The 25,067-nt window shown below is 47.1% G+C and carries 24 protein-coding genes; 11 read left to right on the top strand and 13 right to left on the bottom strand.

Annotated elements, in window-relative coordinates; genetic code table 11:
- Positions 1-136: 136 nt before the first annotated feature.
- Together C825_RS22610 and C825_RS22605 are read left to right on the top strand one after the other, a co-directional pair.
- On the top strand, positions 137-1,336 hold the full coding sequence (locus tag C825_RS22610; protein WP_010800285.1) for a pyridoxal phosphate-dependent aminotransferase: 1,200 nt from the start codon (positions 137-139) through the stop codon (positions 1,334-1,336).
- Between the two features lie 14 nt (positions 1,337-1,350).
- Positions 1,351-2,595, top strand: a complete 1,245-nt coding sequence (locus C825_RS22605; protein ID WP_010800284.1) for an ABC transporter permease — start codon at positions 1,351-1,353, stop codon at positions 2,593-2,595.
- Between the two features lie 8 nt (positions 2,596-2,603).
- Here the strand turns inward: C825_RS22605 and C825_RS22600 are convergent, their stop codons facing one another.
- Positions 2,604-3,776, bottom strand: a complete 1,173-nt coding sequence (locus tag C825_RS22600; protein ID WP_010800283.1) for a glycosyltransferase — start codon at positions 3,774-3,776, stop codon at positions 2,604-2,606.
- 175 nt (positions 3,777-3,951) lie between these two features.
- Between C825_RS22600 and C825_RS22595 the strand changes: the two genes are divergently transcribed.
- On the top strand, positions 3,952-5,166 hold the full coding sequence (locus C825_RS22595; RefSeq protein WP_010800282.1) for a multidrug effflux MFS transporter: 1,215 nt from the start codon (positions 3,952-3,954) through the stop codon (positions 5,164-5,166).
- On the opposite strand, the gene C825_RS22590 is transcribed toward C825_RS22595, so the two are convergent.
- Complete coding sequence (locus tag C825_RS22590) at positions 5,161-5,988, bottom strand: helix-turn-helix domain-containing protein (protein WP_010800281.1); 828 nt, start codon at positions 5,986-5,988, stop codon at positions 5,161-5,163. The two genes, C825_RS22595 and C825_RS22590, sit on opposite strands and share 6 nt — an antisense overlap.
- Before the next feature lie 67 nt (positions 5,989-6,055).
- Here C825_RS22590 and C825_RS22585 point away from each other — a divergent pair, with 67 nt between their 5' ends.
- Both C825_RS22585 and C825_RS22580 read left to right on the top strand, forming a co-directional pair.
- Positions 6,056-7,315, top strand: a complete 1,260-nt coding sequence (locus C825_RS22585) for a putative DNA modification/repair radical SAM protein (protein WP_010800280.1) — start codon at positions 6,056-6,058, stop codon at positions 7,313-7,315.
- Between the two features lie 5 nt (positions 7,316-7,320).
- On the top strand, positions 7,321-8,085 hold the full coding sequence (locus C825_RS22580; protein WP_010800279.1) for a TIGR03915 family putative DNA repair protein: 765 nt from the start codon (positions 7,321-7,323) through the stop codon (positions 8,083-8,085).
- A 66-nt stretch (positions 8,086-8,151) separates the two neighbouring features.
- Here the strand turns inward: C825_RS22580 and C825_RS22575 are convergent, their stop codons facing one another.
- The 6 genes from C825_RS22575 to C825_RS22550 form a co-directional block, all read right to left on the bottom strand.
- On the bottom strand, positions 8,152-8,892 hold the full coding sequence (locus tag C825_RS22575; protein ID WP_007653662.1) for a shikimate dehydrogenase family protein: 741 nt from the start codon (positions 8,890-8,892) through the stop codon (positions 8,152-8,154).
- An 18-nt stretch (positions 8,893-8,910) separates the two neighbouring features.
- Positions 8,911-9,675: a bifunctional demethylmenaquinone methyltransferase/2-methoxy-6-polyprenyl-1,4-benzoquinol methylase UbiE gene (gene ubiE / locus C825_RS22570; RefSeq protein WP_010800278.1), complete on the bottom strand. Its 765-nt coding sequence runs from the start codon at positions 9,673-9,675 to the stop codon at positions 8,911-8,913.
- Between the two features lie 6 nt (positions 9,676-9,681).
- Positions 9,682-10,632, bottom strand: coding sequence for a phosphoribosylaminoimidazolesuccinocarboxamide synthase (locus C825_RS22565; protein WP_010800277.1), 951 nt, complete (start codon positions 10,630-10,632; stop codon positions 9,682-9,684).
- A 17-nt stretch (positions 10,633-10,649) separates the two neighbouring features.
- A complete protein-coding gene (locus C825_RS22560; RefSeq protein WP_007653659.1) occupies positions 10,650-11,645 on the bottom strand; it encodes a PhoH family protein in 996 nt (331 codons plus the stop codon).
- Between the two features lie 109 nt (positions 11,646-11,754).
- Positions 11,755-12,072 carry a type II toxin-antitoxin system RelE/ParE family toxin gene (locus C825_RS22555; RefSeq protein WP_010800276.1) on the bottom strand — a complete coding sequence of 106 codons (318 nt, stop codon included), beginning with the start codon at positions 12,070-12,072 and terminating at the stop codon, positions 11,755-11,757.
- Positions 12,063-12,305 carry a hypothetical protein gene (locus C825_RS22550; RefSeq protein ID WP_010800275.1) on the bottom strand — a complete coding sequence of 81 codons (243 nt, stop codon included), beginning with the start codon at positions 12,303-12,305 and terminating at the stop codon, positions 12,063-12,065. Before C825_RS22550 ends, C825_RS22555 begins: the two co-directional genes overlap by 10 nt.
- A gap of 109 nt (positions 12,306-12,414) precedes the next feature.
- Between C825_RS22550 and C825_RS22545 the strand changes: the two genes are divergently transcribed.
- On the top strand, positions 12,415-13,065 hold the full coding sequence (locus C825_RS22545) for a DUF5715 family protein (protein ID WP_007653656.1): 651 nt from the start codon (positions 12,415-12,417) through the stop codon (positions 13,063-13,065).
- An 18-nt stretch (positions 13,066-13,083) separates the two neighbouring features.
- On the opposite strand, the gene C825_RS22540 is transcribed toward C825_RS22545, so the two are convergent.
- From C825_RS22540 to C825_RS22530, 3 genes are all read right to left on the bottom strand, one after another.
- Positions 13,084-13,440, bottom strand: coding sequence for a thioredoxin family protein (locus tag C825_RS22540; RefSeq protein ID WP_010800274.1), 357 nt, complete (start codon positions 13,438-13,440; stop codon positions 13,084-13,086).
- 103 nt (positions 13,441-13,543) lie between these two features.
- Positions 13,544-14,092, bottom strand: coding sequence for a hypothetical protein (locus C825_RS22535; protein WP_010800273.1), 549 nt, complete (start codon positions 14,090-14,092; stop codon positions 13,544-13,546).
- A 207-nt stretch (positions 14,093-14,299) separates the two neighbouring features.
- Positions 14,300-15,604, bottom strand: coding sequence for an anaerobic C4-dicarboxylate transporter family protein (locus C825_RS22530; protein WP_010800272.1), 1,305 nt, complete (start codon positions 15,602-15,604; stop codon positions 14,300-14,302).
- A 94-nt stretch (positions 15,605-15,698) separates the two neighbouring features.
- Here C825_RS22530 and galB point away from each other — a divergent pair, with 94 nt between their 5' ends.
- Complete coding sequence (gene galB / locus C825_RS22525; protein WP_010800271.1) at positions 15,699-18,209, top strand: beta-galactosidase GalB; 2,511 nt, start codon at positions 15,699-15,701, stop codon at positions 18,207-18,209.
- Positions 18,210-18,450: 241 nt separating this feature from the next.
- On the opposite strand, the gene C825_RS22520 is transcribed toward galB, so the two are convergent.
- The gene (locus C825_RS22520) at positions 18,451-19,290 is read right to left on the bottom strand and encodes a PepSY-like domain-containing protein (RefSeq protein ID WP_010800270.1); all 840 of its coding nucleotides are present in this window, start codon (positions 19,288-19,290) and stop codon (positions 18,451-18,453) included.
- Positions 19,291-19,498: 208 nt separating this feature from the next.
- Between C825_RS22520 and C825_RS22515 the strand changes: the two genes are divergently transcribed.
- Genes C825_RS22515 through C825_RS22500 form a run of 4 tightly spaced genes read left to right on the top strand, consistent with a single transcriptional unit; the run spans position 19,499 to position 24,047 of the window.
- A complete protein-coding gene (locus tag C825_RS22515; protein ID WP_010800269.1) occupies positions 19,499-20,743 on the top strand; it encodes an efflux RND transporter periplasmic adaptor subunit in 1,245 nt (414 codons plus the stop codon).
- A gap of 49 nt (positions 20,744-20,792) precedes the next feature.
- On the top strand, positions 20,793-22,064 hold the full coding sequence (locus C825_RS22510; RefSeq protein ID WP_044215248.1) for an ABC transporter permease: 1,272 nt from the start codon (positions 20,793-20,795) through the stop codon (positions 22,062-22,064).
- Between the two features lie 21 nt (positions 22,065-22,085).
- Positions 22,086-23,348 (top strand): ABC transporter permease, encoded by a 1,263-nt coding sequence (locus C825_RS22505; RefSeq protein WP_010800267.1) that lies wholly within the window; start codon positions 22,086-22,088, stop codon positions 23,346-23,348.
- A gap of 33 nt (positions 23,349-23,381) precedes the next feature.
- Positions 23,382-24,047 carry an ABC transporter ATP-binding protein gene (locus C825_RS22500; protein WP_007653641.1) on the top strand — a complete coding sequence of 222 codons (666 nt, stop codon included), beginning with the start codon at positions 23,382-23,384 and terminating at the stop codon, positions 24,045-24,047.
- A gap of 211 nt (positions 24,048-24,258) precedes the next feature.
- On the opposite strand, the gene C825_RS22495 is transcribed toward C825_RS22500, so the two are convergent.
- Positions 24,259-25,065, bottom strand: a complete 807-nt coding sequence (locus C825_RS22495) for a DNA-binding domain-containing protein (protein WP_228100073.1) — start codon at positions 25,063-25,065, stop codon at positions 24,259-24,261.
- Positions 25,066-25,067: the final 2 nt, after the last annotated feature.

Genomic DNA, 25,067 nt, shown 5'->3' with positions numbered 1-25,067 from the left:
TGAAAATTAATAATTTAAAATTGAAAATTAAATGGGGAGATTAACTGCAAACCGATATTAATTTTCAATTTTCAACTTTCAATTTTCAATTATTTCCTATCTTTGCCGAACTTTAAACTAACATATAGAAAAAGTAATGCCTAATATCTCACAGCGGGGTGTCAATATGCCGGCTTCCCCCATTAGAAAACTCGTTCCGCTAGCCAATAAGGCTAAAGCAAAGGGTACCAAGGTGTACCATCTGAATATCGGTCAACCGGATTTACCTACTCCCGAGGTCGCGATGGAGGCCATGCGCCGTATTGACCGTAAAGTATTGGAATATTCTCCGAGTGAGGGAATTCGTAGTTTCCGTGAGAAATTGGTTAAATACTATGCGAAATTCAATATCAATGTCGATGTTGAAGATATAATCATCACTACAGGAGGCTCGGAAGCTGTATTCTTTTCGTTTATGGCTTGTCTGGATCCGGGGGATGAAATTATTGTTCCCGAACCTGCGTATGCAAACTATATGGCGTTTGCCATTTCCTGTGGAGCTGTGATCAAAACAGTTCCGTCTACTATCGATGAAGGTTTTGCTCTTCCTTCGGTGGAACGGTTTGAGGAGCTGATCACTCCGCGTACCAAAGCGATCCTGATCTGTAACCCGAATAATCCGACCGGTTATCTGTACACACAGAAGGAAATGGATCAGATTCGTGATATCGTAAAGAAATATGATCTGTTCCTGTTCTCGGATGAGGTATATCGTGAATTCTGTTATACGGGGGCTCCTTATATCTCGGCATTCCATTTGAAAGGTATCGAGAATAATGTGGTACTGGTGGATTCGGTTTCCAAACGTTACAGCGAATGCGGTATCCGTATCGGTGCGCTGATTACGAAGAACCAGATGGTGAAGGAAAATGTTATAAAATGGTGTCAGGCACGTCTGAGTCCTCCTTTGGTCGGACAGATCATTGCAGAGGCTTCACTGGATACGCCTGAAGATTATATGCTGGATGTTTACAACGAATATGTGGAACGCCGTAAATTCCTGATCGACGGGCTGAACCGTATTCCGGGTTGTTATTCTCCGATCCCTATGGGGGCCTTCTATACGGTTGCCAAATTGCCGGTGGATGATGCCGATAAGTTCTGTGCTTGGTGTCTGGACGAGTTCGAATATGAAGGACAGACGGTTATGATGGCTCCGGCATCCGGTTTCTATACAACACCCGGTTTGGGGAAAAATGAAGTGCGTATTGCGTATGTCCTGAAAAAGGAAGATTTAACAAAAGCACTGGTGGTCCTGGCAAAGGCGTTGGAGGCTTATCCGGGAAGAGTCATTTAATCAACTGAATCGAATTGAACTTAGAACTATTTATAGCACGAAAAATTCATTTCAGTAAGGAGGGGAATCGTCAGGTTACTCCTCCTGCTGTTCGTATTGCCATAGTCGGTGTAGCGCTAGGGTTGGCGGTGATGATTCTTTCGGTCGCTATTGTGATTGGTTTTAAGAAAGAGGTTCGTAATAAGGTGATTGGTTTTGGTTCTCACATTCAGATCACCAATTTTGATAATAACAGTTCGTATGAAACGACGCCGATTGCGGTGAGCGATTCTTTGCTTCAGGCACTCCGGGAGTTTCCTGGCATTAAGCATATAGAAGGATATGCCACTAAAATGGGCATTTTGAAAACGGATAGTGATTTTCAGGGTGTCGTATTGAAAGGGATCGATACGGATTATGACTGGAGTTTTTTCCGGAACAACCTGAAAGAAGGTGAGTTGCTGACGATAGACCCCAAAAAGACTTCGACTGATGTGATCATTTCCAAATATTTATCCGACTTGCTGGGATTGAAGCTGGGCGACAGTATTCGGACTTATTTTGTGCAGGAAGATATTCGTGCCCGAAAACTCAATATCGCCGGGATTTACGAGACCGGCTTTATGGATTATGACAAGCTGTTTGTTTTGGCTGACATTAAGCAGATCCGCCGGTTGAACGGTTGGGAGAAGGATGAGGTCAGTGGACTGGAATTGCTTGTAGATGATTACGATAAGCTGGACCAGATTGCGGAAGACCTGTATTTCAATCTGGTGGAGAAACAGGATCGTCATGGAAATACGTATTTTACCCGTTCGATAAAGGAGATGAATCCTATGATATTTAACTGGCTCGATGTGCTGGATGTGAATGTGGTAGTTATTCTTATCCTGATCTTTGCGGTTGCAGGGTTTACTATGATTTCCGGTTTGCTTATTATTATTCTGGAGCGGACGAATATGATCGGTATCCTGAAAGCGTTGGGTGAGAACAATGTCAGTATCCGCAAGATATTTCTTTATATTTCTTTCTTCCTGATCGGGAAGGGGATGCTTTGGGGGAATGTGGTTGGTATCGCTATTTGTTTGATCCAGTCTCATTTTCGTATAATAAAACTGGATCCTTCCATCTATTATCTGGATGCGGTGCCTATTGATTTAAGTATAGTCTCTTTGATTCTCCTGAATATCGGGACCTTATGTGCATCAATGCTGATGATGCTCGGTCCGTCTTACCTTATCACGAAGATCGATCCTGCCAAGAGCATACGATTTGAGTAATTTTCAATTCATTTATTTCCCAGGCGGAATGTATAATCGTTTTTTCCTCTGAATATCCTGTAAATTCTTACGTATAGATTGAACAGGGGCAGCAGCAGTTCCAGGAAGAACAGCCAGCCGGTTACAGGTTTCTGTTGCAGGAGTTTGGCTGATTTGTGCAGGATTGTCGCTTTGGTTGAAAAACGTATGATGTATAATAATCCTGCCAGTATGGATATCAGCCAGTTGCCTAAAATACCCATGACGATACTGGTGATTACCGCGATAAAGAAAAGGAAATAACTCAGGCTTTCCATCCTGAAAAAGGTCAGGTTCCAGCCTTTATAATAACGTTGGGTGGCGGCACGTGATACTTTCATCTCTTTCCACATGCTGAAACGGTCTATCTTTGCCATTTCCGTGATGCTTTCCGGAGAATATTCCACCCAGGTATTCTGAGCGTTTGCAGATTCGTTGATAAATAAATCGTCATCGCCGGCATGCAGGCTGAGCGATTTGTAATACCCTTTATGGGCAAAGAATAAATCTTTCCGGTATGAGAGGTTACGGCCGTTGCCGGTATAGGGATTTCCGGTGAGGGCGGACGAGATATATTGCAATCCGGTTATCAGGTTATCATAAGCGACCAGCTTATGGAAAAATCCTTTGTGATACCCATATGCACAAAAGCCTAAAATGATGTTTGTCCTGGAGGTATAGTTGCGTGCCATGGCTGATATCCAGTTTTTACCCATAGGTTCGCAATTTGCTTCCGTAAAAAGGAGGATGTCGTGTTTGGCGGCTTTGATACCGACAGTGAGTGCCAGTTTTTTACGGCTCAGGTATTTTACGTCTTCCGGGATATAGGTGTGATAAAGATGGTCGTATTCGTTCTTGAATGTTTTTAAAACTTCGTCACTCTCATCGGTGGAACCGTCGTTGACAACAACTATTTCGTATTCCGGATAGTCCTGGTTCAACAAAGCCGGAAGGTGTTTCTTTAGATTCTCCGATTCGTTCTTGGCATAGACAATCACGGAAACGGCAGGCTTTGCCTGTCCCTGTTGCATTTGTCTTCTTTTAGCCTGTCTCAACGGGCGGGCATAAGTGACAAGATAATATAAGAGCTGGATGATGAATAGACCGGCAGTCATGCCTGCCAGTATCATTTCTATATGATTGAAAATAAGTAAGTCGTTCATTCTTGAAGATGTAAATTAAAAAACGTACAAATGTACATGTTTCCTTCCTAATTACCACATTCAAAAAGAAATATCCTGAAGTTCCTGTTTATACCAGTAAATGTGCAATTAATGTAAAAGGCAGGCGGAAAGAAGGAAGTACTTTTGCTGCGGTAATTTTAATAGGAATAATGTGATGAATAGAAAAATGGGAATCGTGGTTCTGGTCCTTTCTTTATTAGCGGCTCTGGAACCTTTGAGCATAGATCTTTATCTCCCTGCTTTTACAGATATTGCTGAAAGCCTGCAAGTTTCTTTGAGTGAAGTACAAATATCCTTATCCATCTTTCTGGCAGGTTTTGCTATCGGACAACTGTTCTGGGGGACGCTTTCCGATTATTACGGACGGAAGAATCCGATCTTGGCAGCTACGGCTTTGTATACGGTCAGTTCGTTTGCTTCCATCTATGTGACTTCGATCGAACAATTGTGGGTAATCCGCTTTCTGCAAGCCTTTGGCGGTTGTGCCGGAGTGGTGGTAGGACGTGCTGCTGTGAATGATTTGTTTGTAAATGAACAGCGGACGAAGGTATTCTCCCTGTTGGTGATCATTTCCGGAATTGCACCGGTTATTGCGCCGACTATCGGGAATTTGTTATTGAAACAGTGGCATTGGCACGGGGTGTTTAATACAATGGCCCTGTTAGGAGCCTTTACTATTCTGCTGACCTGGTTGTTTCTTCCGAAAAGTAAACCGGTGGCATTATCCGGAGAGATGAATGCGAAGAAGCCTTCGGTGAAAGAAATGGTAAAAGGATATGTCAGGGTGATGAAAGTATGGCCGTTCATGGTTTACACCATTATTGGCTGTATGGCTTACGGAGGTTTGATGGTCTATGTGTCTAATGCACCTTTTCTGATTATGGAGAAGGGGGGTATGTCGGGTGATACGTTTGCAATCATTTTTGCGATCAATTCGTTGGGATTGATGTTCGGGACTTATATTATTAATTTTATGCTGAAATATATGACGTTGAAGAAGCTGGTACGATATACGCTGGCTGTGCAGCTGTTGATCGGGACATTACTGATTGTTACAGCTTTTGCTTTGACTTCTGTTATTCCTTTGTTGGTGCTGGTATTTCTGAATCTGATTCCGATCGGATTATTGTTACCGGCTACGACATCGCTCGGTTTGGCTTATTTTAAGGAAGACAGCGGATCTGCTTCGGCATTGATGGGATTTTTGCAATTGTTCTTTACCGGTGTTCTTTCGGCAGTAGTCAGTTTCTTACAAAATGATTCGGTTGTACCGATGATGTGCGGATTATTTGTTTGCGGGTTGACTTCTTTTGTGCTGCTGTTTGTCGATACGCGTCGTCGCCTGGCGGTGATTAAGGTCCGTTCATGACAGGTCTTTCTTTAGCAGCGACCGGAATTGCTCGGGCGTGTATCCGCTTTGTTCCTTGAAAAAACGGGTGAAATAAGATGCTTCGCTGAATCCGAGATCGAACGCTATTTCTTTGAAACTCGAAGCGCCATGGCTTATCATGCGTTTGGCTTCCAATAACAGCCGTTGGTCGATCAGTTGTTTAACTGTGTGGCTGACGGCTTTTTTTGTCAGTTCGTTCATCCGTTTGTTACTGAGGTTTACTTCGCGGGCATAAAAGTCGGTTGTGCGTTCACTGATAAAATGGGTATCGATCAGGGAAAGCACTCTGTTGACGCGGATGTCCTGGTTGCCCGGGGTGTCGGTATGTAGCAGTAATAAGTGGGTGATAAAGGCATGCATATAAGAATTTAGCAGGCTTTTGCGGTGCAACCCTTCGTGTTCGGCATAAATCAGGTCTGCTATCCGGCGGACGGCAGGAGCTTCGCTACCGGGAAGGGTGAGAATGTCCGGGAATGAATAATCGGCATAGCTCTCGATATGCAGGCATAGCCGTTCGAAATAATCGCGATTGATGGCAAACAGAAAACCTTTTTGTTCTTTCAGTTTCATGGTGTGTACCTGTCCCGGACGGATCAGGAAAATCTGGTTGGATTGTAGCGGATGCTTGGTGAAGTCGATGCTGTGACTTTCTCCCGGCCCGGTTTCCATGAAAAATAAAAGTTCGTAAAAGTTGTGACAGTGTGATCCCCGGAAATTCAATGGTGCGCAGTTTTCGATGCGTTCGGCGACGAAGAAATCACTTTCATCCAGGTTATGTACGGGAATATTATCTAAGAACATTTCACTCTATTTTATCGCAAAGATAGTTTTTAATTCCTTATTTTTGTGTGGTATATCCCCGTGAAATATGAATGAAAATGTACTTGAAAAACTGAAAGTATTAGCAGAATCAGCTAAATATGATGTATCCTGCGCGTCAAGCGGCACATCCCGTTCCGGAAAGAAAGGAATGATAGGCAGTGCGGCTGGCTGGGGTATTTGCCATAGTTTTGCGGAGGACGGACGGTGTATTTCTTTGTTGAAGATTATGCTGACCAACAATTGCATGTATGATTGTGCCTACTGCATTAATCGCCGGAGCAATGATTTGCCGCGAGCTACGCTTTCGGTTACGGAGCTGGTCAATCTGACGATCGAGTTTTACCGGCGTAATTATATAGAAGGGCTTTTCCTCAGTTCAGGCGTGGTACGCAGTCCGGATTATACGATGGAACGGTTGGTGCGCGTGATAAAAGATCTGCGTCTGGTTCATCGTTTCAACGGGTATATCCATATGAAAAGCATTCCCGGTGCCAGCCAGGAATTGGTGAACGAAGCCGGTTTGTATGCCGATCGTCTGAGTGTGAATATCGAGATTCCCAACGAAAAAAGTTTGCAGGTGCTTGCACCGGAAAAAGACTTTAAAAGCGTCTTTGCCCCGATGCGTTATATCCAGCAGGGGGTATTACAGAGTGCAGAGGAACGGAAGCGTTTCCGTCATGCTCCGAGGTTTGCTCCCGCCGGACAAAGTACGCAGATGATTGTCGGGGCGACTGCCGATACGGACAAGGATATTCTCCGCCTGTCGTCGGCCCTGTATCAGCGTCCGACGATGAAACGTGTTTATTATTCCGGTTTCATTCCTGTGAACGATTATGATAACCGGCTGCCGGCATTGAAACAGCCGCCTCTGGTGCGGGAGAACCGTTTGTATCAGGCCGATTGGTTGTTGCGCTTTTATGAATTTAAAGTGGATGAGATCGTGAACGATGCTTATCCGGAACTCGATCTGGAGGTCGATCCGAAATTATCGTGGGCGTTGCGAAATCCGCATATGTTTCCGGTCGATATCAACAAAGCTGATTACGAGTTGCTTCTGCGCGTTCCCGGTATCGGGGTGAAATCGGCGAAAATGATCATCGTTTCCCGCCGTTACTCCCGTCTTGGGTCGGAGCAATTGAAGAAGATTGGGGTCGTGATGAAGAAAGCGCAATATTTCATTACCTGTCATGAACTGGCGATGCGGACGGTTAACGAACTGACGCCGGAGAATGTGCGCCACATCCTGATTCAAAAGAAGGGAAAACAATTTGACGACCGGCAACTAACATTTCAATTCCGGGACTAAACAAGATGATTGCTTTTATATATGACAAAACTTTCGAGGGATTACTGACTGCCGTCTTCGACGCTTACGTCCGGAAGTCGTTTCCTGATGTGTTGCTGGCCGAAGGGGAACCGTTGCCTTTGTTCTGTGAGGAGACGGTGACAATCTGTTCCGACAAGCAAAAAGCCGACCGTGTCTGGAAAGGCCTTGAAAAGAAAATATCCAAACTCTCCCTTTCCGGCCTGACGGTCTCCTGGTTGTCGGAACTGCCGGAGATCGACATGCTTTTATTCCGCTATATCCGTAAGGCGATCGACTATTCCAAGTCTATCGAGATGAATTTCGGTGATCCTGATGTATTGCAGATGTCCAAAATATGGAAGAAGGTGAGTAATGAGCGTCTTCGTATCATGCAGTTTCTTCGTTTCCAGAAGGCGGTGGATGGTACCTATTTCTCGGCTGTCGAACCTATATATAATGTATTACCGCTTGTACTTCCTTATCTGAACGACCGTTTCGGTGACCAGAAATGGCTGATCTACGACATGCGCCGTGAATACGGATATTATTATGATCTGAAGGAAACGATCGAAGTTCGCTTTGAACAGAAGGAGGCACATCTGCTTTCCGGTTTTCTGAGTGAGGAGCTGATGGATGAAAACGAAAAACTTTTCCAACAGATGTGGAAAGAATATTTTAAAACGATCGCGATAAAAGAAAGAATCAATCCGAAACTGCACCGGCAACATTTGCCGGTTCGTTTCTGGAAATATATGACGGAAAAGCAGTAGGAAAGTCCGAAAATGGCTTCGGCTTGTTTTCTCACTCGTGAGAAAATGCCGGGCAGAGGAGTTGGGTTATTTTTGCCAGATCTCCCAGGCTGCAAAAGCCTGAAGCAGCAACATTTCGAGTCCGTTCTTGACGACAGCCCCTTTTTCTTTTCCTTTTTTCATGAAGAGCGTTTCATCCGGGTTATACAACAAATCATATAACAGATGATTTGGGGTGAGCAAATCGTATGGAATATCCGGGCAACTGTTGACATTGGGGAACATTCCCAATGGAGTCGTATTGACGATGACGGTGTATTGCTCCATTGTTTTTGGAGTGATTTCGTCATAGGTAATACAAAATTCTTTCGGTTTGCGTGAAACCAGAGTTGCTCCGACACCCAGTTGCTTTAGTCCCTGGAATACGGCTTTGGAGGCGCCGCCTGTCCCCAGGATCAATGCTTTCCGATGTGTTTCATTTAATAAAGGATCGATAGACTGTTTGAAGCCGATGATATCAGAGTTGTATCCTTTCAGTTTTTTACCGAAAAGGCCTTTTGTGAATTTGATAACGTTCACGGCTCCGATCAGGCGGGCGTCTTCATCCAGTTCGTCCAGATAAGGAATGACCTGTTCTTTGTAAGGAATCGTTACATTCAGACCATTCAATTCGGGATTCTCTTTCAGTACATTTTTAATTTCCTTGATATTCGGAATCTCGAAATTCACATATTGGGCATCTATTTTTTCCGCTTCAAACTTCTGGTTGAAATAAGTTTTGGAAAACGAATGTCCGAGTGGGTATCCCAATAAACCATATTTCTGCATAACCTTTTCTAGTATTTGTTATTTCGTAGGGGTGGTTCGCGAACCATCCTTACAACCTGTGTATAATGAACAAATTCCAAAGGTGAAGGTGCGTGCTTTCGCCTGAGCAAATCCCTGGCGGGCAAGCAATTCTTCCATGACCTTACCTTGAGGAACGACTTTGATGGATTCCGGAAGATAGCTGTAAGCGGCTTTCTCTTTTGAAAATAACCGGCCAATAAATGGAATGATCGTTTTTGAATAAATAGGGTAGAGCTGTTTCATCGGGAAATGTTCCGGTGTGGAAAGTTCCAGAATCATGAGATGGCCGCCGGGTTTGAGTACCCGGAACATCTCGGCAATACCTTGTTCGATATTTTCAAAGTTACGTACTCCGAATGCGGCGGTAACGGCATCGAATGAATTGTCCGGATAAGTGAGTGCCGTACAGTCCTGTTGTTCGAACGATATATACTCCGATAAACCGGCTTTCGCTACCTTTTCGCGTCCGACCTGCATCATGCCTTCTGAAATATCGGCCCCGATGATCCGGTTGGCTTTTAGTTTCCGGTGCATGGAAATGGCCAGGTCGCCCGTTCCGGTGGCAATATCCAGTATGGATTGCGGAGAAAAAGGCCGCAGGAAAGCAATGCCTTTCCTGCGCCATATTTTATCGATACCGAACGAGAGCGTATGGTTCAGTAGATCGTAAGTGCCTGCAATAGAGTCGAACATGCGTTTGACTTGCGTGCCCTTCTGTTCCTCCTGGTTGTAAGGTAAAATCTGTTCCGAACCGTACTTCATATATGCTTATTTATTGTTCAGATAATCGGTTACATTTTTTTCGATGCGGGCCAACAGATTGTCTGTGTCGCCTTTTTCAAATTTCTCGCCGGTGATATGTTCGAAGAGTTCGATATAACGTTCGCTGATACCTTCAACGATAGCCGGAGTCATTTCCGGAACCTGCTGTCCGGCTTTGCCCTGGAAACCGTTGTCCATCAACCATTCGCGAACGAATTCTTTAGACAGCTGTTTCTGCGGTTCACCTTTGGCGAAACGGTCTTCATACCCTTCCGAGTAGAAATAGCGTGAAGAGTCGGGCGTATGGATTTCGTCGATCAGGTAGATCTTTCCGTCGCGGTGACCGAATTCATATTTTGTATCTACCAGGATCAGGCCGCGTTGTGCAGCGATTTCCGTACCACGTTTGAACAACTCCATCGTATATTTTTCAAGAACGGCGTAGTCTGCTTCAGAAACAAGTCCCTGTTTCAGGATTTCTTCTTTGGAGATGTCTTCGTCGTGAGCTCCGATAGCAGCTTTAGTTGTCGGAGTGATGATCGGTTCGGGGAAACGCTGGTTTTCGCGCATTCCTTCCGGTAGTTTCACACCACAGATTTCACGTACACCGCTTTTGTAAGCACGCCATGCACTACCGCAAAGGTAACCGCGTACGATCATTTCAACAGGGAAACCTTCGCACTGTACACCAACGGTAACCATTGGGTCGGGTGAAGCTAATTTCCAGTTCGGGCAAATGTCGGTGGTCGCGTCAAGGAATTTGGCTGCAATCTGGTTCAACATCTGGCCTTTGTAAGGAATACCTTCCGGCAATACTACGTCGAAAGCTGAGATACGGTCGGTTGCGACCATCACCAATACTTCGTCATTGATATTGTACACATCGCGTACTTTACCATGATAGACACTTTTTTGTCCCGGGAAATTGTAATCTGTTCTAACTAACGCCTTCTTCATGACCAATTTATTTTTGATTATTTATCTGATAGTTTGTTGTTCTTTTCTATTTTTTTTGCAGCGGTTTCCGCTTTCTTTTTCTCATCGAATTTATCGTATGCTTCAACGATTCGCTGTACCAGCTTATGACGAACGATGTCTTTCTTGTCAAATTCCACCTTGCCTATTCCTTTGACACCTTTCAGTATCTGCATCGCCTGCACAAGGCCGGAGGTCGCGGTAGGGGGAAGGTCGATCTGTGTCACGTCGCCGGTAATGATCATTTTAGCGTTCATACCCAAACGGGTGAGGAACATTTTGATCTGGTGCGTCGTTGTATTTTGTGCTTCATCAAGGATAATAACGGCATCGTTCAGCGTACGTCCGCGCATAAAAGCCAACGGGGCGATCTGAATCACGTTATTTTCCATGTACTCTTTGAGTTTGGCACCCGGAATCATATCCTGCAATGCATCGTACAGAGGTTGCAGGTACGGATCGAGCTTATCTTTCATTTCTCCCGGAAGGAATCCCAGCTTTTCACCGGCCTCTACAGCGGGACGGCTCAGGATGATCTTCCTTATTTCCTTATTCTTTAACGCTTTCACTGCAAGAGCTATTGCAACGAATGTCTTACCTGTTCCGGCAGGGCCGGTAGCAAAGACCAAGTCGTTTTCTTCAAAAGCTTTTACGAGTATTTGTTGATTTTCGGTGCGGGCAACGATTGCTTTTCCGTTCATTCCGTGGATAATCAGGTTTTCCTGTTTGACGACTGTCGGAGTTTTTCCTTTGATAATGTCGAGGATGACATCTTCGCTCAGGGAGTTAAATTCCTCGCAGTATTTTTCTACTTCACGGATCTTTTTAAGGAACAGTTCGGATTCGTCTTCGTCTCCGATTACTTTCATCACATTTCCGCGGGCAACGATGCGAAGCTTGGGAAACAGTGTTTTAATCAGCTGCATGTTCGCATTATTCACTCCGTAAAAAATAACCGGGTCTACACTTTCAAGAATATAAATACGTTCTATCATCCGTTCTTTTCCTTGTCTTATTTTTTTATGTTTTTATTCCCTTTGATTTAGGTACGCAAAATTAGCAATATTCTTTATCTCATGAATATATTCCTGTCTTTTTTTGATATTACCGATGGAACATTTCTTTTAGCCGCCAGTTATCCTGCCTGCAATCCCATATGGCGTGTATCTCGATCTGGGTTGGACTGATGGTGTAAATCAGCTTGAAGTGTTTTTCGACAACCAGGGAGCGGAAATTCTGAGGAAATTCTTCCAATAAAGGTTCGGAAATTCCGGCATAGGGAAATGTCTTCAAAGGTTCAGCAGAATCAAGTAGCTTATTATATATGCGGATTGCAGATCTTTCACTTTTCTCGCTGTAATATTCGTAAATGTCGTCAAGTAAGGCGATGGCTCGTGGTAACCACTTTAGTTTTATTTGCATAATGGATGTCTTTTGCGTAATTCTTCTGTAGTCATTCCCAAGCCTTGTTTGGATTCTTCGATAGATTTCTTCAGCACCTCTTTCAGTTCCTCAACCGTCATTTGTGCCGGATATCTCTCCGTCTTCTTTTCTGTATGCTGGCTGATCAGCTTTTTGATCTTGTTCAGCAACTGCTCATCGTCGATTTTGGTGAGTTGTTCGATCAGTGAAAGTTTTAGTTCTAAAGTACTCATATTCTTATTAATTAATTGTGTTGACCACAAAAATAGGTAATTCTTTTTGATCTTCATACAACAAAGTATTGTAATTTTCTTATTTTTGTCCTCCGTAAAATTGAAAAGGATGAAAATAGCTGTTAATGCAATTATATTGTTTTTTGTACTGGTGTCGACCAGTGTGTTCCCTTCCTGTAAAGAAAAACGTGGCGAGTTGAAAACCATCTGGTATAACGGAAGTTATAATCGTGATTTTAACGATTTGAATGACGTCCAGCTGGCTGTCGCCCAAAAGATCGGGATAGAACCCATCAGTAACCGTGAAGATGCCGAACATGCTTCCAAAAAGATGCAGGAGATCAAAACCGGCGATTATTATGAAGTGGAAGAACTGAAACACTCTATCCCTTATCTGATTCCGGAAGCGGCAACCTTACTGGAAGATATCGGCCGTAATTTTCAGGACTCCCTTTATAATCTGAATGCATCTCTCTATAAAATAAAAGTAACCAGCGTTACCCGTACGGTAGATGATGTGAAGAAACTGGGCAAACGCAATTACAATGCTTCCATGAACTCGGCTCACCGTTATGGTACAACCTTTGACGTTTCCTGGGTGCGTTATACCAAGATCAATGAGAAAGATACCCTGAATATCGACAACGACCGCTTGAAAATGGTACTTGCGTCAGTGCTTCGTGACCTGAAAAGAGCAGACCGTTGTTATATAAAGCACGAACGCAAGCAAGGATGTTTCCATATCACAGTTCGTAAATAAACTGTTATAAGAGGCTTTTTACAGAATTTTCTCTTCGATGATCTTCTTCAACTCGTGTTTGGGCATAGTTCCCAGCATGAGTTCTTTGGTTCCGTCCGTTTTACAGATAAGAAGGGTAGGGATGGTGCGGATATTAAAGAGCGTTTCGAGATCTTCTTCTTTGTCTACATTCACTTTATAAATATCCAATCGTCCTTCATATGTTTGGGCGAACTCTTCCAGTATCGGGTCGAGACGTTTACAGTAACCGCACCAGGGAGCCTGGAAATCTACGATACAAGGTTTGTCACCTACATATTTCCAGTCTTTCGGGGCAGCTTCGACGTTACCTATTTTTTGAATGAATTCAGTCTTTGTTAGTTCTATCGGTTTCATATATTCATTGTTTTAATTGACAATGCAAAATTACATTCCTTCGGTGACTAACGGAATGGCAATATAACTTATATTTTTGTCAATTTTTCCCAGGGGTATATCTTTACCGTTTCTCCGGCATATTACCGGTAGCCTCGGAGAGGAAAGATAAAACAATGTCTCTATGAGGACTATTCAGTAACAGATAGATAAGCTCGGTAAACTTGACCGGGAGCATTTCCTTTTTCAGCTTTTTCTCCAGGTTATGGTATAGCTGGACGGCGTTGAAAAAGTTCCGGAAGACCTTTTGCCGGGGGATGATATATACTTTTTGTCTGGTAACAGGCGGTTGGTACAGACTCAAGGCGCTGATCACTTCCGGGAGTTTGAGAATGCACTGTGCTGTCCATTGGTCGAAGAAGAAGGTAAATCCGGAATGATTCTGATCATTGGCTGATTCGGAAAAAGCGTATGTTCCCGGTGGGATAAGGGCTAATTCTCCTTCTTCAATGATCTGCTCGGAATCGCTGTTTTTCAAACATAACGTACCGGATACTGCATACACAATAGAATAATCTGTCAGGAAATTCCGGGTGTTTTCCTGAGAAGAAGATGTTGAAATGCGCATGCTTTCTAAAAGATCCGGCAAGATAAAGTTTTCCACTACCATCATATACCTCTGAGTCTCTGACTCTTTTTTTCGTGTATTACAGCTTAATCAATAATATAAAATCCTTACTAAAATAATAACAGGTCTACCATTTCATATACACCTGTTTTCTATAAATTCGAGATAAAGATAAGCCTTTTCTTTAAAAAAACGATAAGAATGAGGTAGTTAGAATCTCTTTTTTTCTGACGGGAAGCCTGTTGGCCGCCCTTAAAACAGTTGGATAAGAAGTAAACCAAGCAATACAGAAACACCGGTCGCTATCAGCCCGGGAACCATAAAAGAATGATTTAAGATATATTTACCAATATGCGTAGTTCCCGTACGGTCGAAATTGATCGCAGCCACGACTGTCGGATAATTCGGGATGAAAAAGTATCCGTTCACGGCAGGGAAGAGGGCGATCAGCATATACGGAGAGATCCCCAGCGCTAAGCCTAAAGGAAGCAGAGCACGTACGGTTGCCGCCTGGCTGAATAACAGGATAGACATCAGGAAGAGGGCAATCCCGAACAGCCAGGGCATAGCCGTAACGATCTGCTCGATAGAACCTTTCAGTTCCGCCATATTTCCACCGATAAATGTGTCACCCATCCAGGCAATACCGAAGATAGCGACAACCGCCTGCATGCCGGCAGAGAAAACCGATCCCTGTACCGCCTTGATCCCGTCTGTCCGGGTAGCCAGCAAAATGATGGCAGCCGCCGATAACATCAGTATTTCGATAATGTAAGCCATCGACAACGACTGGCCGTTGAATACCGGACGGATGCTTTCGATGGAACCGAACAGGATAATCCCGATTGTCGCCAGGATAAAGATAATGACCGACCAGCCGGCCGCTTTCTGGTTTTTGACATCTTTCAGTTCATATTTCTGGGTAGTGAATTCTCCTTCAGCAATACGTCTTTTGAATTCAGGATCATCTTCCAATTCCTTGCCGACACGCAGGGAATAGAATGCTCCCGCCAGGACACCCGCCAACGTACAAGGTACTGAGATCATCAGAATATCGAACAGGCTGACATTGACCCCCTGTCCGGTCAGCATACTTAACAGGGCAACGGTTGCTGCAGAGATCGGACTGGCTGTAATAGCTTGCTGTGAGGCGATTACGGCAATACCCAGCGGACGTTCCGGGCGTATCTTCGTTTCGGTCGCCACCTCGGCAATAACCGGTAAAACAGAATAAGCCACATGTCCGGTTCCTGCAATAAAGGTAAAGAGATAGGTAACCAGCGGACTTAATATTGTAATCTTGGAAGGATTTTTACGAAGCAGCTTTTCCGCCCATTTCACCATCAGGTCCAACCCTCCGGCAGCCTGCATACAACTGGCTGCTGCAATGACCGCTACGATCATTAACATCACGTCGATAGGGGGTGACGTTGGTTCGAGGCCGAAGACAAAAGTCAGTACTGCCAGCCCCAGGCCACCCAGTACGCCTAAACCAATACCACCCAAACGGGCTCCGATAATTATTGCAACTAAAACGAAGGCTAATTGAATCAACATATTCTGTAACTTGTTATTGTAGATTTAGTTTGATAAAGTCGCAAATTTAGTTATTTTTGTTGCGCTAAGAACTACAAACACATTTAAAATGCGCATGAAAAGATTCAATTTTGTTATTTTAGTCGCGTTATTCGGTTGGCTGACTAACCTTTCGGCACAACAAGTACGCAGTGAATTCCTGCTGGAGAAAAACTGGAAGTTCACCCGTGAGGATAACCCCGACTTTATCAACCCCGCTTTCGACGACAGTAAATGGCAATCGGTGACGGTTCCGCACGATTGGGCGATATACGGTCCGTTCAGTTCCCAGAACGACAAGCAGGAAGTGGCTATTTCGCAAGACGGCCAAAAGGAGGCGATGGAACATGCCGGCCGTACGGGCGGTCTGCCTTTCGTGGGTGTGGGCTGGTACCGTACCGAGTTTGAAGTACCTCAGTTCGCTGAAGGGAAAAAAGCTTCAATCCTGTTTGACGGGGCGATGAGCCACGCTAAAGTCTATATCAATGGCGAAGAGGTTGGTTACTGGCCTTATGGCTATAACTCATTCCATTTTGACATTACGAAGTACTTGAAACCGGGACAGAAGAACACGCTGGCTGTCCGTCTGGAAAACCTGCCGGAGTCCTCCCGCTGGTATCCGGGTGCCGGCTTGTACCGAAATGTACATGTGATTGTTACGGAAGATGCCCATATTCCGATATGGGGGACTTTTGTTACAACACCTATCGTTAAGAAAGAGTTTGCCAAAGTGAATGTCAACACAAAGGTTAACCTTCCGGAAGGTGCCGATCCGAAACAATATGCCGTGAAAACCAGCCTGCGTAACCCGAACGGACAAATGCTGGTTGAAACAATGCTCCCGCTGAACGATATCATATATAATAATGGTACGGTCGACCAGGAATTCATTGTTCACACCCCGACCCTCTGGTCGCCGGATATGCCCGCCCTGTATGTGGCTGAAAGCCGCCTGTACAAAAACGGGACAGAGTTGAAAGATGAATATACGACACCTTTCGGTATCCGTTCCATCGAAATCATTCCGGGAAAAGGGTTCTTCCTGAACGGCGAAAAGACTGTCTTTAAAGGTGTATGTAACCATCATGACCTGGGTCCGTTGGGTGCTGCCGTCAATGATGCGGCTATCCGTCGCCAGATCCGTATCCTGAAAGATATGGGTTGTAATGCGATCCGTACTTCCCATAATATGCCGGCTCCCGACCTGGTGAAGGCCTGCGATGAAATGGGGATGATGCTGATGGCTGAAAGTTTCGACGAATGGAACGTGGCCAAATGTAAGAACGGCTATAACCTTTTCTTCGACGAATGGGCGGAAAAAGATATGGTCAACCTGCTCCATAACTTCCGCAACAACCCGAGTATCGTCATGTGGTGTATCGGTAACGAGGTGCCGAACCAGTGGATCGAAGGCGACGCCAAGATTGCCCGCTTCCTTCAGGACATCTGTCACCGCGAAGACCCGACACGTCCTGTTACCCAGGGCATGGATGCCCCGGATGCTGTTGTGAATAATAACTTTGCCGCTGTCATGGAAGTGGCCGGTTTCAACTACCGTCCGTTTAAATATCAGATCAATTATAAGAAACTGCCGCAGGAAATCATCCTGGGAAGCGAGACTGCTTCTACGGTAAGTTCACGCGGTGTTTATAAGTTCCCGGTTGAACGTAAGGCGATGGCAGTTTACGACGATCATCAGAGCTCTTCTTACGATGTAGAACATTGCGGCTGGTCAAACCTGCCGGAAGACGACTTTATCCAGCATGAAGACCTGCCTTACTGTATCGGTGAGTTCGTATGGACCGGTTTCGACTATCTGGGTGAACCGACGCCGTATTATACCAACTGGCCGAGCCACAGCTCCCTGTTCGGTATCATCGACTTGGCCGGTATTCCAAAGGACCGTTACTATCTGTACCGCAGTCATTGGAACAAAGCGGAAAAGACATTGCATATCCTGCCTCACTGGACATGGCCGGGACGCGAAGGCGAAGTCACTCCGGTATTCGTGTATACCAATTATCCTTCTGCCGAACTGTTCATCAACGGAAAGAGCCAGGGCAAACGTACGAAAGACCTGAGTATCGGTATCGATAGCAGCTATACCGAAGCTGCTCAGAAGAGTTTCGAACGTCAGAAACGTTACCGTCTGATGTGGATGGATACTAAATACGAGCCGGGAACATTGAAAGTGGTAGCCTACGATAAGGATGGCAACGCCGTAGCCGAAGAGGAAGTACACACAGCCGGCAAGCCCCATCATATCGAACTGTCTGCCGACCGTACCAACCTGACAGCCGATGGCAAAGACCTCTCTTTCATCAACGTAAGAGTGGTCGACAAGAACGGAAATCTTTGTCCGGATGCCACCAACCAGATCAAGTTCAACGTACGTGGCAACGGAACCTACAAGGCGGCAGCCAACGGTAACCCCGCCAGCCTCGAATCCTTCCAGGCTCCGCAGATGAAACTGTTCAGCGGTCAGCTGACAGCCATCGTACAAACGGAAGAAACACCGGGAACGATTTACTTTGAAGCATCCTCCCCGGGTGTCAAGAGTGCACGGATCGAGTTGATAAGCCGGTAAGTCAGTATATATTTTTGATATAATAGGAATAAGAATCCCCTTGGCACTTCAAACATGCCAAGGGGATTCTTGTTGTAGGGAGATTCGGTTATTATCAAAATTGAGCAATCTTGTCCCCGTGCTTGACACGGGGCCGCAAGAGAACTGGCAGTATCAAAAGATATTATAGGAAACGGTCTGTGTCTTTGCGATCCCGTGTCAAGCACGGGAACGGGATAGCTCAATTATTTCTAACGCTGTTTCATCCAACAACATTCCCCACCGCATCGAATGTGACATCTGTGCTCTGTCCGTTATGATCGACGGTGAAGGTGTAGAATGTTCCGGCAATCTCGATCTTTACTGTTATTGCTTCGATTGTATCTCCGGCATAGCCTGTGGACTGGAAGGCAGCCATAATAATCTCCGGTACCTCCTGTTCGGTTATCTGGTATGTGGTACTCTGCCACCGGTAATCTTTATTCAGTTGGGCGACCTTATAAACCTTTCCGTCCAGCATATTCAGGATATATCCTTCGCTGTTGCTCTGTATATCCAGCAGGTCGCAGGTTGCGAAAGTAAGGTTCATCAACGTATGTACCTCTGCCGGGATCACGATCGGAGCATCCTCGTTCCCTTCGTCGTTCACGGCCTTGATCAGGTTGCCGTATTGCGAATAATACAGGTCCATGTCGCTGTTTCCCTTTTCGGCATTAATCTTATAGACGACAGCCATGCTATCGCGGTTGATCGTATAGGAGTCATCCACTTTCCAGCCCGCATAAAGGCCGTTATTGAACGCGTCGGTCACCGCCTCCGGGAGTTGGTTGAAAGGTGTATCCGCCTTGTCCATCATCCACTTTCCCTGTTCGGTGAGCCATGCTTCGGTCGAAACGCCGTTGTCCGTGAACTCGGCTACATAATAATTTCCTTCGATCGTAAAGAGCGGGTTAGAGGCATCGGGATATTTCTTATTGAAAGCCTGCATTACCGGCTCAGTCGGTTCGATGGCATTTTTGTGATTGTCATCATTATTGTCGCAACCGGTGAGGACGAACCCCAAGGCGACGAAAAGCGATAAAATAATAGATCTGGTACTCATATCTTTCTTGTTTTAGCGATTAATAAGTGTTTTTACCTTCTTTGTCGATAAAGAACAACGCGGAGAGCCGGAATGTTTTCTGTAAAACCGAACACACTGTCCGATATTGAACACTGTTTGTTTTATCGTAGGTGCACAATATCAGTAGTTTAGCTTTTTGGCACGGAGTTTGCCTCTACTGTGGCGGAAAATAAAAACAATACTAAATATGGACAGAGAGATATCAAAAGAAGTTCGAAGAAAAGAACAACGCAAACAAATCATAAAGATCGGGGGAGGCGTGGGAGCGGCCGTAGCCGTCATTGCCGTGATCATATCTTTCCTGCAAACCAGCCTGAACCGTAAAGACCTGACTATATCCACCGTCGACCAGGGCGTCATCGAAGTATCGGTCAGCGCCTCCGGCAAGGTGATACCCGCTTTTGAAGAGATCATCAATTCCCCCATCAACACCCGTATCGTCGAGATATACAAAAAAGGCGGCGACTCCGTCGATGTAGGAACACCGATCCTCAAACTCGACCTGCAAAGTGCCGAAACGGAATACAAGAAGAAACTGGACGAGCAACAGATGAAACAACTCGAACTGGAAAAACTCCGTGTCACCGGCCATAGCAAACTCTCTGAGATGGAGATGAACCTGAAAGTCTCCCGCATGGAACTCGACCGCAAAGCCGTCGAACTGCGTAACGAACGCTACCTTGACAGCCTCGGTGCCGGCACCACCGACAAAGTCCGCCAGGTAGAACTCGACTACAACGTCAGCCAGTTAAAACTCAAGGAAGACGAACAGAAATACATCAACGAACAGGCCCTTGCCGAAGCCGACCTGAAAGTGAAGGAACTCGAACTCAACATCTTCCGCAAAAGCCTCGCCGAAACCAAGCGCACGCTCGACGATGCCCAGGTCCGCTCCCCCCGCAAGGCGATCCTGACCTACGTGAACAACGAGATCGGTGCTCAGGTAAGCGAAGGCACCAAGATCGCCATCGTCTCCGACCTCTCACATTTCAAGATCGAAGGTGAGATAGCCGACACCTATGGTGACCGCATCGCCGCCGGCAGCAAAGCCGTTGTCAAGATCGGCAGTGACAAACTGGAGGGCACCGTCAGCGACGTCACCCCGCTGTCGAAGAACGGCGTCATCTCCTTCACCGTCCAACTGGAAGAAGACAACCACCGCCGCCTCCGCTCCGGCCTCAAGACTGACGTGTATGTCATGAACGCCGTCAAGGATGACGTCATGCGCATCGCCAACGCCTCTTATTATGTCGGCAAAGGTGAATACGACCTCTTTGTAGTCAATGGCGACCAACTCTTGAAACGCAAGGTGCAGCTAGGCGACAGCAACTACGAATACGTAGAAGTGATCAGCGGCCTGCAACCCGGCGACCAGGTAGTAGTCTCCGACATGGCAAGCTATAAGGACAAGAACAAACTTAAAATAAAATAACGTCCCGTACGGGCGGTTCGCGAACCGCCCCAACACAAACAACAACAATATGTTCAAACAATACCTCAAACAAGCCTTGAACATGCTGCGTGAGAACCGCCTCATCAGCCTGATCTCCATACTCGGCACGGCCCTTTCGATAGCCATGATCATGGTTGTCATCCTGGTCTTCCAGGTACAACTGACCTCGTTCGTGCCCGAAGTAAACCGCGACCGCATGCTCTATGTCGAAAACGGTACCGAAGTAAAGGCTCAGAATAGTTGGAGCCGCGGCAACATGTCGGTCGAAGCCGTTCGCGAATGCTTCTATTCCCTGAAGACACCCGAGGCCGCCTGTGCCTGGGCCACCCGCTTTTCCCCGCTCTCTTTGCCGGGTAAGCAGATGTTCAGGACCTATACGATCTACTATACCGATCCCGGTTTCTGGAAGATATACGCATTCTCTTTCCTGGAAGGCAAACCTTTCTCGGAAGCCGACTTCAGCTCCGCCATCCCACAGGCCGTTGTCTGTGAGAGTGTCGCCAAGCAACTTTACGGTACTACCCAGGTTGTCGGCAAACCCGTTATCATCGACCGCATGTCCTATACGATCTGCGGTGTCGTGAAAGACGTCAGCCGTGCCGCCGACACCGCCTACGGACAGGTCTGGACACCCTATACCACCAACCGGGTCCTGTCGGATATGGCGTTTATGGAGAATATGTCGGGGGCCTTCAACGTCTGCCTGCTGGCCCGTGAGACGTCCGGTTTCGACGCCATCCGCCAGGAACTGAAGGGGCAGATGGCCCGCTACAACTCCACTAAGAAAGAGGCGCAGATCAACTTTTTCCATAACCCTATCAGCCGTTTCGACAAAGCGATCGGTACGAGCGGACAGATCAAGGTCGAGCTGAAGGACTACCTGACGGAGATGGGCGGCCTGCTGCTTTTCCTCCTGCTCGTACCGGCCCTTAACCTGATGGGCGTCACCCAGTCGGCAGTGCAGAAACGCCGTTCGGAAATGGGAATCCGCAAGGCATTCGGAGCGACTTACGGCGACCTGGTTCGCCAGGTCCTCTACGAAAACGGGGTGATCACCCTGGTAGGTGGCGTAATCGGCTTGCTGCTCTCGTTCCTGCTGTTGCCCCTCTGCCGCAGCTTCCTGCTGGAAAAGGCGGACACGGTACTGCAAAGCGATATGCTGTTCAAACCCGGGCTTTTCCTGGTGGCCCTGCTGTTCTGTCTGCTGCTGAACCTGCTTTCTGCGGGTATTCCTGCCCTGCGTATCGCCCGCCAGCAGATAGCCGCTTCATTGAAAGGCGAAGAATCCGAAGAGATGTAACGATATAAATACGAAAGGAAGATGATAAAGCATATACTGAAAATAATCTGGAACCAGCGCCGCAGCAACGGCTGGATATTTGCCGAACTGCTGGTCGTAGTCAGTATCCTGTGGGTAATGACGGATTCGCTGCTGGTCGATAAATACACTTACTATTCGCCCCTGGGGTTCGACATCGAAGATACGTATAAGGTGCAGTTGGGTATCCTCGCGCCGGGCACTCCGGGATACGTGGACGATTCGTTGCTGACCACCCGCCAGGGGGAGGACGTGCTTCGGTTGGCGGGACTGCTCCGACAGGCGCCCGAGGTAGAGGAGGTCTCCATCTCCCATGTCGGCTGTGTGTACACCGAAAACCGTTCCTGGTCGCAACTCTACCGGGCGGATGCGGATACGTTCATCAAGGCGAACTTCCGCCAGTCTACCGTCAGTCCCGAGTATTTCACGGTGCTACGGATGAAAGATACCGAAGGCAACCTGCTGGGCCCGCAGATCGGACAGCGGACAGGCGGCGTTATCACCTCCGACCTGGAGCGGGTCTTTTACGGAGCGGACGTCTCCGCCCGGGGCAAGGCCGTCAAGTATCATCCCGACAACACCGATGAGATGGCAATCCTGGCAGTCTCAGGCCCTGTCCGCGAATCGGAGTATAAGAAGAGTATCCCTTTCTTTTATTATATCCCTTCGCAGCCTGAAATGATCAGGCAGATCGAAGAGGCGCAGGCGGTGGGCATCGACTGCCTGGTGCGAATGAAATCCGGTTTCCGTCCGGAAGACATGGAAAGGTTTCTGCAAGGAATGGGCGAACGGCTGACGGTGAATAACGTCTATGTTTCCAGCGTCGTCCCCCTCGGCGAGATGCGCACCGAAATACTGAAGAAATCCGAAGACACCATGAAGAAGAAGTCTGCCCTGGTCAGTTTCATGCTCATCAATGTTTTCTTCGGTATTATCGGGACGTTCTGGTTACGCACGCAGGCACGGCAGGGTGAGATTGGGCTTCGTATGGCTTTGGGTTCCAACCGTAGCCGGATTGGTAGTCTGATGAATTGCGAGGGATTGATGTTGCTGGTGCTGACTGTCCCGCTGGTGCTGGTTTTTATCCTGAATATGTTGTATTTCGATATGCTCGATACCATCCGTTTGCCTTATACCTGGTGGCGTTTCGCGGTCACCTTCGGAGGAGCCTACCTGCTGATGGCGGGTATGATCAGCCTCGGCATCTGGTTCCCGATGTACAAGGCGGTACGGATGAAACCGGCGGAGGCGTTGCATTATGAATAAAGAACAATAATAACAATTTAAATATCAAACATCATGATCAAATTAACAAACCTCGAGAAGATCTACCGTACGAAGGAGATCGAAACAGTTGCCTTGGAGAATGTGAATCTGGATATCCAGAAGGGAGAATTCCTCAGCATCATGGGCCCCTCTGGTTGCGGAAAGTCCACCTTGCTGAACATCATCGGACTGTTGGATGCCCCGACAGCCGGTACGGTCGAGATCGCCGGAACCAATACGGTCAGTATGAACGACAAACAACTGGCCGCCTTCCGTAACAAGACGCTCGGTTTCGTCTTCCAGTCCTTCCACCTGATCAATTCGTTGAACGTACTGGATAACGTGGAACTCCCGCTGCTCTACCGTAACGTCTCTTCTTCCGAACGCCGCAAGGCTGCCGAAGCCGTTCTCGAAAAGGTCGGACTGAGCCACCGCATGCGCCACTTCCCGACACAGTTGTCCGGCGGTCAGTGCCAGCGTGTAGCCATCGCCCGTGCCATCGTAGGGAATCCCGAGATTATCCTGGCGGATGAGCCGACCGGTAACCTGGATTCAAAGATGGGTATCGAGGTCATGGATATCCTCCACCGCCTGAATAAGGAAGACGGCCGCACCATCGTGATGGTAACCCACAACGAAGCGCAGGCACAGCAGACCAGCCGCACAGTGCGTTTCTTCGACGGACGACAGGTTCAATAGTAACCCTTCCCCTCTCGGGAAGAGGCGGGGAGTGTGTTACAGGCAGGGCAGACAGAGGCTGTGGACTTCCCCGCTCCCCGTTTGCCGGGAGAACGGGGAGCCTAATGCTAGACCTCGCATCACGCCGATGAGGCAGATCACCTCACCCTGATGAGGTGGTTAACATCATCCAGATGAGGTAGATTACATCACCCCGGTGAGGCAGGTTACATCATCCCGGTGAGGCAGTGTCTAGCACGGTAAAGGCGACAGTGCCGACACGAGGCTTCTTGTACAGGTGGTAAGTAGGTGTGTACTGGCTATGCACCTCCGCTACCCATCTTCCCGGCGTAAGTGCTTCGGGGATCATGAAAGCCAGGCGCATCGTCTGGTTGATGAAGACGAACCGGGGTTCGATAAAGTAACGTTTGTCGCCCTCCTCCTGACGGATCACGATGCCGACATCCGGATGGTCGCCCATTACTTTCACGCGTTGTCCGTGGATGAAGAGCGGAAGGGTGTAGTCGGAAGGGATACAGCAGAACTCGTAGGCATGTCCTTTTTCATGGCGTTCGTTGTAGATGCTGAGTTCGTTTGGCAGCGGGGCGTTCGCATTGAAGTTGCTTACCTCGGCCGGAAACGAGTCGATCAGCTGGTTCAGACGGGGAGAGGGGCGGAAGTTGGCACGGATGGCGTGCTTTGCGCGGTCGAACTTGTCGGTAGGGGCGTTGAAACGGCCGGTGACGGTCAGTTCCGTGCGTCCCAGGCCGAAGTCGACGTTGAAGCCGTCATGGATGGCACCGTACATCTCTTCGATCATCGTACGGAACACTTCGACGAACGTTCCGTGGCGGTAGGAAGAGCGGGCTTTAACGGCCCGGGCGGCGATATCTTCGATAGTGAGCGTCGGATGGTTGGGCAACGTTCCTTTATAGAACGGCTTTTGTCCGGGCAACTGGCTTTTACTCAGTTTGACGAATAGTTTGCCGGGTTTAACGGTCATTTTTGATTTAGGTAGCTCTTTATCCATAACACACATAG

Origin of the sequence: Parabacteroides sp. ASF519, from assembly GCF_000364265.2 — a bacterium.
Lineage (GTDB): Bacteria > Bacteroidota > Bacteroidia > Bacteroidales > Tannerellaceae > Parabacteroides > Parabacteroides goldsteinii.
This window is presented reverse-complemented; position numbering and strand designations above follow the sequence as displayed.